Source organism: Pseudomonas sp. NBB (assembly GCF_032701105.1).
Classification (GTDB): domain Bacteria; phylum Pseudomonadota; class Gammaproteobacteria; order Pseudomonadales; family Pseudomonadaceae; genus Aquipseudomonas; species Aquipseudomonas asiatica.
This window is the reverse complement of record NZ_CP103994.1, coordinates 1,887,905-1,899,306: the sequence shown is the minus strand read 5'-3', so window position 1 is coordinate 1,899,306 and position 11,402 is coordinate 1,887,905. Positions and strand designations below refer to the sequence as shown.

The 11,402-nt window shown below is 64.0% G+C and carries 11 protein-coding genes and 1 tRNA gene; 7 read left to right on the top strand and 5 right to left on the bottom strand.

The annotated features are described in order from the left end of the window. Nucleotides 1-2 precede the first annotated feature (2 nt). Complete coding sequence (locus NY023_RS08850) at nt 3-1,928, top strand: transglycosylase SLT domain-containing protein (RefSeq protein WP_013971707.1); 1,926 nt, start codon at nt 3-5, stop codon at nt 1,926-1,928. 129 nt (nt 1,929-2,057) lie between these two features. On the opposite strand, the gene NY023_RS08845 is transcribed toward NY023_RS08850, so the two are convergent. Together NY023_RS08845 and NY023_RS08840 are read right to left on the bottom strand one after the other, a co-directional pair. Next, nucleotides 2,058-2,861: an MOSC domain-containing protein gene (locus NY023_RS08845; protein ID WP_013971706.1), complete on the bottom strand. Its 804-nt coding sequence runs from the start codon at nt 2,859-2,861 to the stop codon at nt 2,058-2,060. A 56-nt stretch (nt 2,862-2,917) separates the two neighbouring features. Next, the gene (locus tag NY023_RS08840; protein WP_013971705.1) at nt 2,918-3,853 is read right to left on the bottom strand and encodes a chemotaxis protein CheV; all 936 of its coding nucleotides are present in this window, start codon (nt 3,851-3,853) and stop codon (nt 2,918-2,920) included. Between the two features lie 350 nt (nt 3,854-4,203). Here NY023_RS08840 and NY023_RS08835 point away from each other — a divergent pair, with 350 nt between their 5' ends. From NY023_RS08835 to NY023_RS08825, 3 genes are all read left to right on the top strand, one after another. Further along, nucleotides 4,204-4,713: a histidine kinase gene (locus NY023_RS08835; protein WP_031324484.1), complete on the top strand. Its 510-nt coding sequence runs from the start codon at nt 4,204-4,206 to the stop codon at nt 4,711-4,713. 371 nt (nt 4,714-5,084) lie between these two features. Further along, nucleotides 5,085-5,981 (top strand): sensor histidine kinase, encoded by an 897-nt coding sequence (locus NY023_RS08830; protein ID WP_013971703.1) that lies wholly within the window; start codon nt 5,085-5,087, stop codon nt 5,979-5,981. Beyond that, a complete protein-coding gene (locus NY023_RS08825; RefSeq protein WP_013971702.1) occupies nt 5,971-6,630 on the top strand; it encodes a response regulator in 660 nt (219 codons plus the stop codon). The genes NY023_RS08830 and NY023_RS08825 overlap by 11 nt, the downstream gene beginning before the upstream one ends. Here the strand turns inward: NY023_RS08825 and yegS are convergent. Continuing rightward, nucleotides 6,614-7,501 (bottom strand): lipid kinase YegS, encoded by an 888-nt coding sequence (gene yegS, locus NY023_RS08820; protein ID WP_013971701.1) that lies wholly within the window; start codon nt 7,499-7,501, stop codon nt 6,614-6,616. The genes NY023_RS08825 and yegS overlap by 17 nt on opposite strands. Before the next feature lie 255 nt (nt 7,502-7,756). Between yegS and NY023_RS08815 the strand changes: the two genes are divergently transcribed. Beyond that, a complete protein-coding gene (locus NY023_RS08815) occupies nt 7,757-9,004 on the top strand; it encodes a glycosyltransferase family 4 protein (protein ID WP_013971700.1) in 1,248 nt (415 codons plus the stop codon). On the opposite strand, the gene glp is transcribed toward NY023_RS08815, so the two are convergent. Together glp and moaB are read right to left on the bottom strand one after the other, a co-directional pair. Beyond that, nucleotides 8,993-10,180 (bottom strand): gephyrin-like molybdotransferase Glp, encoded by a 1,188-nt coding sequence (glp, locus tag NY023_RS08810; protein WP_044039961.1) that lies wholly within the window; start codon nt 10,178-10,180, stop codon nt 8,993-8,995. The two genes, NY023_RS08815 and glp, sit on opposite strands and share 12 nt — an antisense overlap. A 22-nt stretch (nt 10,181-10,202) precedes the next feature. After that, nucleotides 10,203-10,742 (bottom strand): molybdenum cofactor biosynthesis protein B, encoded by a 540-nt coding sequence (moaB, locus tag NY023_RS08805; protein WP_013971698.1) that lies wholly within the window; start codon nt 10,740-10,742, stop codon nt 10,203-10,205. Between the two features lie 188 nt (nt 10,743-10,930). Here moaB and NY023_RS08800 point away from each other — a divergent pair, with 188 nt between their 5' ends. Both NY023_RS08800 and NY023_RS08795 read left to right on the top strand, forming a co-directional pair. After that, a complete protein-coding gene (locus NY023_RS08800) occupies nt 10,931-11,152 on the top strand; it encodes a YgdI/YgdR family lipoprotein (RefSeq protein WP_013971697.1) in 222 nt (73 codons plus the stop codon). 80 nt (nt 11,153-11,232) lie between these two features. Then, nucleotides 11,233-11,309, top strand: a tRNA-Pro gene (locus tag NY023_RS08795). Nucleotides 11,310-11,402: the final 93 nt, after the last annotated feature.

The window sequence follows — 11,402 nt, the reverse complement described above, 5'->3', positions numbered from 1 at the left end:
TCATGCGCAGCCGCCTGTTACATATTGCATCCTGCCTGCTGCTCACCGCCGCCACCTGCGCGGCGCAGGCCGCCGATCTTACCCTGCAACGCCAGTACTATGACGAGGCCAAGCGCGCGCTGGCCAAAGGCGACAAAGGCCCATACCTGCGCTATGCCCAGGCCCTCAGCGACTACCCGCTGACGCCCTACCTGGCCTACGACGAACTCACCGCCCGCCTGAAAACCGCGAGCAACCAGGAAATCGAAGGCTTCCTTGCCAAGCATGGCGACCTGCCCCAGGCCAACTGGATGAAACTGCGCTGGTTGCGCTGGCTGGCCGAACGCGGCGAATGGAACACTTTCGTCAAGTACTACGACCCCAAGCTCAACTTCACCGAACTGGACTGCCTCAACGGCCAGTACCAGCTCAGCCACGGCCTGCGCGCCGAGGGTTTTGCCACGGCCGACAAACTGTGGAACGTCGGCAAGTCGCAGCCGGCTACCTGCGACACACTGTTCGGCATGTGGGCGGCCGAGGGCCAACTGACCGAGGCCAAGCGCTGGCAACGCACCAAGCTGGCGGCCCAGGCGCGCAACTACGGCCTGGCCAACAACCTGGTCAAGACCCTGACCACCCTCGCGCCGCAGGGGCGCCTGCTGGTAGAGGTGGCGCAGAAACCCGAGCTGCTCAACCAGCCGTCGCGCTTCACCCCGGCCAACGAAGCCATGTCCGACGTAGTCAGCCTCGGCCTGCGCCGCCTGGCCCGACAGGACCCGGAGCGGGCCATGGCGCTGCTCGACGACTACGCCCAGCGCATGCACTTTTCACGCGACGAGAAGGTGGCCATCGCCCGCGAAATCGGCCTGACCCTGGCGCGCCGCTACGACCCGCGCGCGCTCGACCTGATGACCCGTTACGACCCCGAGCTGCGTGACAACACCGTCAGCGAATGGCGCTTGCGCCTGCTGCTGCGCCTGGGCCGCTGGGAAGACGCCTACGAGCTGACCCGCCGCCTGCCCCAGGACCTGGCCAACAGCAGCCGCTGGAAGTACTGGCAGGCGCGCAGCCTGGAGCTGGCGCAACCGAACAACCCACAGATCCCGCTGCTGTACAAGACCGTGGCGCGTGAACGTGACTTCTACGGTTTCCTCGCCGCCGACCGGGCACAAACCCCTTACCAGCTGAACAACAAGCCGCTGGTGCTCAGCCCGCAGCTAGTCAACAAAGTCCGCAACACCCCGGGCATCCGCCGTGCCCTGGAGTTCCACGCCCGTGGCCAGATCGTCGAAGGCCGCCGCGAGTGGTACCACGTCAGCCGACACTTCACCCGCGACGAAATGGTCGCCCAGGCGCGCCTGGGCTACGACCTGCGCTGGTACTTCCCGGCCATTCGAACCATCAGCCAGGCGCAGTACTGGGACGACCTGGACATCCGCTTCCCGATGGCCCACCGCGACACCCTGGTGCGCGAGGCCAAGGTCCGCGGCCTGCATTCGAGCTGGGTCTTCGCCATTACCCGCCAGGAAAGTGCGTTCATGGAGGATGCCCGTTCCCCGGTGGGTGCCAGCGGCCTGATGCAGTTGATGCCGGCCACGGCCAAGGAAACCGCGCGCAAGTTCAGTATCCCTCTGGCATCACCGGCGCAGGTGCTCAACCCGGACAAGAACATCCAGCTGGGCGCGGCCTACCTGAGCCAGGTGCACAGCCAGTTCAACGGTAACCGGGTGCTCGCTTCGGCAGCCTACAATGCCGGGCCGGGACGCGTGCGACAGTGGCTCAAAGGCGCCAAGCACCTGAGCTTCGATGTGTGGGTGGAGTCGATCCCGTTCGACGAAACGCGCCAGTATGTGCAGAACGTACTGTCGTATTCGGTGATCTATGGGCAGAAGCTGAACTCGCCGCAGCCACTGGTGGATTGGCATGAGCGGTATTTCGATGACATGTGATTGCTACTGAGCCTGCGCCGGCCTCTTCGCGGGTAAACCCGCTCCCACAGATATTTCACCGGTCCTGAATGCGGTGCAGTATCTGTGGGAGCGGGTTTACCCGCGAAGAGGCCGGCACAGGCAACACAGCTACTCCAGGATTTCGACCTTCATCCCTACCTCCAACCGCCCACTGCCATCCACTGCCAGGTTCTGCCCGAACAGCACATCCCCCTCCTTCTCACGGAAGGTCCTGAGCGTGGCCATCGGCTCGCGGTCCTCGGTACGCTCGCCGGTAGCCGGGTCGATGGTGGTAAAGATGCAGCGCACACTGGGCTTGAGCACGCGAAATTCCAGGCTGCCGATACGGATCCGCTTCCACCCATCTTCGGCAAACGGTTCGGCCCCCTGCACCACCAGGTTGGGCCGAAAGCGAAGCACCTCCATGGGCCGGCCGATACGGCGGTCGAGTTCTTCCAGCGATCCCTGGTTGATCAGCAACAACGGGAAACCGTCGGGGAACGCCGCCCGGTCACTGTTGAAGCCATAGCCATTGGGCAGATAACGCGCGCGCTGCTCCGGGCAATACACCAGGCGCACGGCCTTGCCCAGCAACTGGCTGAGCCAGGCCGCCGCCGCATCGCCCGCATCCGGCACACGCAAGGTATCGCGCCAGATGGTCACGCCGCGCAGGGCGTCATCGGTAGGTGGCACAGGTACCCGCAAGGGAATTTGCCCAGGTGATTCCAGCAGCAACTGGCCGCTGTCATCATCACTTGCCTTGATCTGGCCTAGATGAGGCCAGGCGCGCTGGGTAAGGAAGCGTCCGTTTTCTTCCTCCACCACCATCCAGCGCCGGTCGCCCTGCAACCCCAGCAACCCCACCGGTGAAGCCTGCAGGCGTTGCGCCTGCCCGGACTTCACCGGGTACCGATACAGCTCACTGAGAAACATCCCTGCCGCCTCGCGTCATGCCAAAACGCCAAGCTTATACCCGGCAGGGGCCGGGATCACGCAGTAGCGGCATCCAGCAACAGGCGTTGCTTGACCACGTCGACCAGGCGATCGGGCTGGAACTTGGACAGGAAGTTGTCGCAGCCAACCTTCTTCACCATGGATTCGTTGAAACTGCCCGACAGCGAGGTGTGCAACACCACGTACAGCCGGCGCAAACGGGCATCGCCACGGATCTCGGTGGTCAACCGGTAGCCGTCCATTTCCGGCATCTCGGCGTCGGTGAACACCATCAGCAGCTTCTCGCACACATCCTCTCCAGCGTCGGCCCAGCCCTTGAGCATGCGCAGCGCCTTCAGGCCATCACTGGCCACGTGCAGCTTCACGCCCAGCTGGGACAGGGTGTCGCGCAATTGCGCCAGGGCCACGCTGGAATCGTCCACCAGCAGCACTTCGCGGCCGCGGGCCCGGGCCAGCACCGGATCGGCGAGTTTGTCGCCGGAAACCCGGGCGTTGTAGGGCACGATCTCGGCCAGCACCTTCTCCACGTCGATCACTTCCACCAGCTTGTCATCGACCTTGGTGATGGCCGTCAGGTAATGCTGGCGTCCGGCGCTGGACGGCGGCGGCATGATCGCCTCCCAGTTCATGTTGACGATGCGGTCGACACCGCCCACCAGGAAAGCCTGCACCGAGCGGTTGTATTCGGTGACGATGATGGTGCTGTCCGGCCCCGGCTGCAGCGGGCGCATGCCGATCGCCTGGGACAGGTCGATCACCGGCAGGGTCTGGCCGCGCAGGTTGACTACGCCGCAGACGAAAGCGTGGCGCTGGGGCATCAGGGTCAATTTGGGCAGCTGCAGCACTTCCTGCACTTTGAACACGTTGATCGCGAACAACTGGCGGCCGGCCAGGCGAAACATCAGGATTTCCAGTCGGTTCTCACCCACCAGTTGCGTGCGTTGGTCTACCGTGTCGAGAATGCCAGCCATTGGAAAGCCCCCAGGCTTAAGTCGGAAAATGTGAAATCAGCCACCCTGTATCGGCGGCTTCACGCACACCTTGACCCTTGCGGGAAAATGCCGTGAAGGCAATTGATATCACTTTACCATCATGCTTTACTGCGGGAAGCGCGGGTGATTCAGCGGGACAGCAAAAGTTCCCCACCTGAGGCCCTTATCAGGGAAACCCTTAGCCACAATCGGGTGAAACCTGATGTTCGCGATATCCTTTAGCCATTAATGTGACGCCATTCTCATTGCATGAATGGAGTCAGGCTTTTGCTAGCTATCGTTTTGGCGTGCCCGTCCCCTGTGCCAGCCCCACGCGCGGGGGCATCATGATGGACAGCGCCTTGTCGTTCGATAACGCCCTGCAGGGTTTCCTGCTGGATGCCCAGGTACTGCTGACCCAGGCCCAGGAATGCCTGCAGCATCTGGAACTGATCGACAACGACCCGGATGCTTGCCACTACCTGGAAAATGCCCTCGACAACCTCGCTCGACAGGCCGCACATCTGGGCCTGCGCGAAATCGCCCATTACACCACCGCCCTGCAGCAGTTGCTGGCACCGGCCTGTCAGGTCGGTTGCCTGCAGCGCGAAGCCCTGCCCGCGGTAGGGGCTTGCCTGACCCTGCTAGCCTGGCAGCTGGAACTGGTCGACCCTTGCACCGGGCGGCTTAACATGGACATCGGCGAGCAGCTGGTGCTGCTGGGTGAACTGGCCAAGGCCGTGCAGCAAACGTTTGCACAACCTTGCACACCCTGCGACGAGCAAGGCAGCGTATGCATCCACCCGCATTCCGAGACGGCAGGCAGCACGCACTCCGGCCGCTCATCTGCCACCTATTGAACTGGCGCAAAATGCAGCCGGGCACGTTTATTCAGGCCCACCCTGGCCGAACCTGGAAAATTCTCGAGGCTTTTCAGGTTGAGGGGGGCCAAGTTGAATCAACAGCACACAAGTTCCATGGCAAGTGCCTGTTGCGCGATCAAGCAAAGCGGCACTTTGCCACCCTCCAGCGCCCGCCCCGCCGGCGTTTCATGGCGTTACCCGATCGCGACCAATGCACTGCGAAGTGGTAATATGCAGCCCCAAAACGCTTGCGAGCAGCAAGGTCGCAAGATCATGTGTTTGAAAGAAAAAGGCAAGTACTGCTCCAAAGCCTCTGACATGGATTGTGCAAGGCCTCCATCAGCAATACTTCAGTGGCTTCCCTACCTATGTTTCCACGCTTGAACACTTCTTCGCGGTGCTGCTCCCGCACTACCCTGCTGCGCTGGGCAACTGTCGGGCTGTGCATGGCCTCGCTGGTCGCCAACCTGTTGCTGTACCTGGCCGATCAGGTGATCCCGGCCAGCCTGCTGGTGCTGCAACTGGTCGCCACACTGGGCGCTACCGTGCACCTGGCCCTGGGTGCCAGGTCGATCAGCCTGCGCCCGGCGGAACTGGCCGAGCGCATGCTCAAAGTCCAGGAAGGCGAGCGCCAGCACCTGAGCCGGGAACTGCACGACGACATCGGCCAGTTGCTCACCGCCGCCAAGCTGCAGCTGCAGTGGCTGCAGAAGCGCATGCCCGACGAGCTGCAAGGCCACTGCGACGCGCTGCGCAGCACGCTGGATGACACCTTGGGCAACGTGCGCGATGTCTCCGCCCTGCTCAACCCGCGGCAGTTGGCCAGTCTGGGCCTGGAGGCCAGCCTGCGCGCACACCTGGTGCGCACCCTGGGCAACAGCGGCGTTCACTGGAGCCTGGCATGCAACCAGCGCCTGGGGGGCATCGACGAGGCCGTGGCCATGGCGGTGTTCCGCATTACCCAGGAAGCCGTGACCAACATGCTGCGCCACGCCCAGGCACGCAATCTGGTCATCCGCCTGCAGCGCACCCCCGAGGGGTTGGCGCTGTCAATCCAAGACGATGGCCGCGGCTTCGTGCCCGCCAGGCAACCGGCCGAAGCAGGCCAGCGGGGCTTGGCCGGTATGCAGGAGCGGGTAACCGCGTTGCAGGGCAGCCTGGACATCACCAGCCAGCTCGGCCTGGGCACGCACATCGAGGCGATGTTCCCATGGCCACCGCGCACTCAGCAACGCGCCAGGAGCACTGCAACCCATGACCTGTAGACTGCTGCTGGTAGACGACCACTCGCTGATTCGCGCCGGTGTGCGCGCACTGGTGTGCGATATTCCCGGCTATGACGTGATCGGTGAAGCCGACGACGGCAGCCAGTTGCTCGAACAGGTGCGCACGCTGGCGCCGGACATAGTCTTGCTGGACATCTCCATGCGCTCGACCAGCGGCCTGGACGCCCTCACCCAACTACGCGCCAGCGGCAGCACCTGCAAAGTGTTGATCCTGTCGATGCACACCGACCCGGACCTGATCATGCGGGCACTGGAAAGTGGCGCCCACGGCTACCTGCTCAAGGACACCAGCGCCACCGAGCTGGAACAGGCCCTGGCCGCGGTGCGCAACGGCGAGCGCTATCTCAGCCCAGCCGTCGCTCATACGGTCATCAACCAGGCGCTGCTGCACACCAGGCAGGGCAAGCAACCAGCTGGCGAGCGGCATAATCTCACGGCGCGACAGCTGGAGATCCTGCGCCTGATCGTGCGTGGCAAGTCCACCCGGGAAATCGCCACCGGCCTGGGCCTGTCGATCAAGACAGTGGAAACCCACCGCTCGCAAGTAATGAAACGCCTGCAAATCCATGACGTGGCCGGCCTGGTGCTGTTCGCCGTGCGCGAGAAAATCATCAGCCTGGACGACTGAGCAACGGAGACCCCTCTGGCAGGTGTAGCCGCAATGCAGCGGGCTTGGCCTGGAAGCGTAACTTTTCGGCCTGCACTGGCTCGCCATCGAGGTTGATGTCCAGCCCCTGCGAGCACTTGATCTCCACCCAGGGCAACCTGGCCCTGACGAACAGACCGTTACCGGCCAACAGCTCACGCAACGTCCCGACCATCTCCTGAGGTGCCGGCAGGATGGCGATATCGAGCAAGCCGTCGTTCACCAGGGCCTCGGGGCATAGCACTTGCCCACCCCCGGCCTGGCGGCCATTGCCGATCCCCAGCGCCAGCAGGTCACCCTGCCAGTCGAAGCCTGGCCCTTGCAGCTCTACCGAGGCGGCCTGCAGTTCGCTGAAGCGTGACAACCCGGTGAACAGGTAGGCGGCCGCGCCCAGTACTTTCTTCAGGTCTTCGGAGGTACTGGCCGTGACCTGGCTGCCAAAACCGCCCGTGGCCATGTTGAGGAACAACTGGTCGCCGGCCTGGCCCAGGTCTATTGGCCGTGCGGATATGTTTAGCAAGGCCAGGGCCGTGGCAGGCTCCAGGGGTATGCCGGCGGCCTTGGCAAAATCGTTGGCTGTGCCCAGCGGCAACAACGCCAGGCTGGCCTGGGTACCTGCCAGCCCCATGGCCTCGGCGACATCACGCAGCGTGCCATCCCCGCCTCCGGCGACGATGTGGTCGTAGCCGGCGGCCAGCGCCTCGGTGACCAGGCGCTGGGCGTCACCGGCCTCCCAGGTGACCCGCACATCCAGCACCCAGCCGCTGTCGCGCAGGCCATGCACGGCGCTGCGCACGTCTTCGTTCATGGCCTGCTTGCCGTGCAGGATCAGCATTGCCTTGCGCCCTTGCATGTGCGCGCCTCCGTGAAGTGATCAACCCAGATCTCGACCCTTTGCAGTCGCGGATCGTTGCATGCGCCCGAAAAAATAGCAGGCCGCTCCCAGTATTTAATTGCGTAGGCCGGTCTTTTCCCACACGCCTGGCAATGCACGGCTATGCTCAGCAAATACACTTTATTGCCACGGACGCGCCCCCGGCAGTGGTTCTACCACTGCTGCCCACGGGCGCGTCTTGCTATCCGCAGCCTTTAGCGAGGATTCCGGGTCATGCGCATTCTCTGGACACTGCCGTACCTGCCCTGGCCAACCACCAGCGGCAGCAAGACCCGGCAATACCACCTGATACGCGCACTGGCACAGCGGGGCCACCGGATTACCCTGCTGGTGCAATCGAAGATCCCCCTCGACGATGCCGCCCGCGAGGCCCTGGAGCCGCTGCTCGAGCGCCTGATCGTGCTGCCCCGACGGCCCCTGCACAGCCCGCTCAACCTGCTGGCCTCGCCGATTATCGTTTACCCCATGCGGGCAATTATCAATGGTCTGGCCCCTTGCCTGCGGCACCGCTTCGAGCAATTGCTGGACGAGCCCTGGGACGTGATCCAGATCGAGCACAGCTACAGTTTCCAGCCCTTCGAAAAGGCCCTGCAGGCACGCGGACTGCCGTACATGCTCAGCGAGCACACCCTGGAATCGGTGATGGGTGGCGCCAGCCACGATCGCCTGCCGCTATGGCTGCGCCCGCTCAACGCCTTCGACCGCTGGCGCTATCGACGCTGGGAACAGCGGGTATTGCGCCAACCCACCGAACTGGTGGCAGTCAGCGCCCACGATGCCGAATTGATCGCGCAGATCAGCGGGCGCCCGGTGAACGTGGTGGTCAATGGCGTGGACTGTGATTTCTACCAGCACGTGCAACCCGCGCTGCACAGCCAGCGCCTGCTGTTCGTTGGCAACTTCGAGTATGGCGCCAACCTGGAGGCCATCGAATGGGCGCTGGAAGACATCATGCCGCAGGTCTGGATGAGCAACCCGGCGGTGCGCCTGGCGATTGCCGGGCATGCCATGCCGGCCAGCTGGAAACTGCACTGGAACGACCCGCGCATCGAATGGTTCGGCTACCGCCCCGACCTGCGTGAACTGCAGCGGCGCTCGGCACTGTTCTTCGCACCACTGCGCTATGCCGGTGGCTCCAAGGTAAAAATCCTCGAAGCGATGGCCGCCGGCTTGCCGGTAATCACCACCGGCAAGGGCGTTTCAGGCCTGGCCGCGAACAACGGTGAGCACTACCTGGGCAGTGAGGATGGCGACCAGTTGGCGCTGCTGATCACCCAGTTGCTCAACCAGCCCTGGCGCATGAGCCAGTTGAGCGACGCCGGGCGCCAGTTTGCCCGCCAGCGCCACGACTGGAGCGTGGCCGCCCAGCAACTGGAGAACGTGCACATGCGCCTGGCCCTGGCGGCACCGGTCGAGGCCGCGCCGCTGGCCAGTGCCTGGCTGGGCCGCTCAGCCAAGTAGTTCGCTGAAGGGAATGAAGGGCACGCTGTCACCCTGCTTCGGTGTACTGCCTTCACGCACTTCTACAAGCCCCTCGGCCCAGGCCGCACTGCGCAGTACGCCCGAACTCTGGTTCTTGTAGATGCGCACTTGGCCTTGCTCGATGCGGGCGCGCAGGTACTCGCGGCGCGTGCCAGCCCTGGGCCAGTCAAAGCCGGCCGGCATGTCAAAGCGCAACGGCGTAACATCGGTCACGCCCTGACGCCGCAACAAGTAGGGCCGGGTGAGCAGGCCGAAGGTGACCAGGGTCGAGGCCGGGTTACCCGGCAGGCCGATTACCGGCACGCCCTGGAAGTGGCCGAAGGTCAGCGGCTTGCCCGGCTTGATCGCCAGCTTCCACAAGGCCAGCTCGCCGGCTTCGCGCAGGGCGGCACCGAGGTAGTCGGCCTCACCCACCGAGACACCGCCGGTGGACAGGATCAGGTCGACATCGCCCAGTTCAGCCAGGCAGGTGCGGGTACGTGCCAGGTCATCCGGCAGGATGCCCGCATCAACCACCTCGCAGCCCAGCCGCTGCAACCAGCTGACCAGCAGTCGGCGGTTACTGTTGTAGATCTGCCCCGGCCCCAGCGGCAGGCCAGGTTCGACCAGTTCGTCACCAGTGGACAACACCGCCACCCGCACCTTGCGCACCACATCCAGCCGGCCGTGGCCCAAGGTCGCGGCCAGGCCCAGCTCGATCGGCCCAAGCCGGGTGCCGGCGCTCATCACCTGTTCGCCCTTGCGGGTTTCCTGGCCCTGGGGACGAATGTTCTGCCCGGTCTTCAGCGCTTCGAGAAAGCGTACCCGCCCATCCTCCGCCACTTCGGTGTTTTCCTGCATTTCGACGCAGTCGGCACCTTCGGGCAGCGGTGCCCCGGTGAAGATGCGTGCGCAGGTACCCGGCTGCAGCGGCTGCGGCGCATGGCCGGCGAAAATCCGCTGGCTGACCGGCAGTGGTTCGGCCTGCCAGTCGGCCAGGCGCAGGGCGTAACCGTCCATGGCGCTGTTCGGCCAAGGCGGCAGGTCGAGCGAAGCCACCAGGTGGGTGGCCAGCACACGGCCTTCGGCCTCGGCCAGTGGCAGGTTCTCGGTGTCACGGATAGGTGCCGCTTCGGCCAATGCCAGCAGCTGCTCCAAGGCCTGCTCTACCGGCATCAGCGGCCGGGCCTGGGTAACCTCAGCCACGGCTGTCGCAGGCCGCTGCCTGCTTCAGGTGCGGCACGAAGTTGCACGGGCGATGGCGGGCATCCAGCTGCTCGGCGAGGATACCGTCCCAACCGGTGCGCACCGCGTTGGTCGAACCCGGCAGGCAGCACACCAGGGTGCCGTTGGCCAGCCCGGCCAGGGCGCGGGACTGCACGGTGGAGGTGCCGATGTCGGCCACGGAAATCTGCCGGAACAGCTCACCAAAACCTTCTACCTGCTTGTCCAGCAGGCAGGCCACGGCCTCGGGCGTGCTGTCGCGGCCGGTAAAGCCGGTGCCGCCGGTGATCAGCACCACCTGCACGCTGTCATCGGCAATCCAGGTGGCGACCTGGGCGCGAATCTTGTACAAGTCGTCTTTGAGCAGCACGCGCTCGGCCAGGCGATGGCCAGCCGCGCTCAGGCGGTCGACGAACATCTGGCCGGAGGTATCGGTGTCGAAGGTGCGGGTGTCGCTGACTGTGAGCACGGCGATGTTCAGCGGCACGAAGGGGGTATCTGCCTTGGCTTTCATGGGGGTCCGTCACAAGAAGATGGGATGGCCGCAGTTATAACACAGCACGCGCCCATCACAGCTTGACGCCCGTGGCCCTTGCCCTCGATCAATGCCACAGGTTTGCCGCTATGCTGCACTGTAGACGGAACTTGCGTGGACACCCTGCGTCTTAATGTCATCTAGCACCATCGCACTGGAGAAACACGATGATTCAACGGACCCTACCCGCCTTCCTGCTCGCCTTGGGCCTGGGCGCCCTCGCTGGCTGCGCATCGCCAACCGTCATTACCCTGAACGACGGTCGCGAAATCCAGGCCACCGACACACCGAAGTATGATGAAGACTCCGGTTTCTACGAATTCGAGCAGTTGGACGGCAAGCGCACGCGCCTGAACAAGGACCAGATCCGCACCGTCAAAGAGCTCTGATCGCAGCCTGTTTTTTGCAAAGGCCCTTTTAACAACAAGGGCTTGCGTGCAAAAAAAGTATGCAGTAGGATTTCCTTCATCGGAGTGTAGCGCAGCCAGGTAGCGCGTCTCGTTCGGGACGAGAAGGCCGCAGGTTCGAATCCTGTCTCTCCGACCAAATCCTCATCAAAAGGCCCGCCTTGTGCGGGCTTTTTGTTGTGCGTTGAAAAGTGCCCGGCCCCAGCGCCCCCCCCTTGTGGGAGCGGCCTTG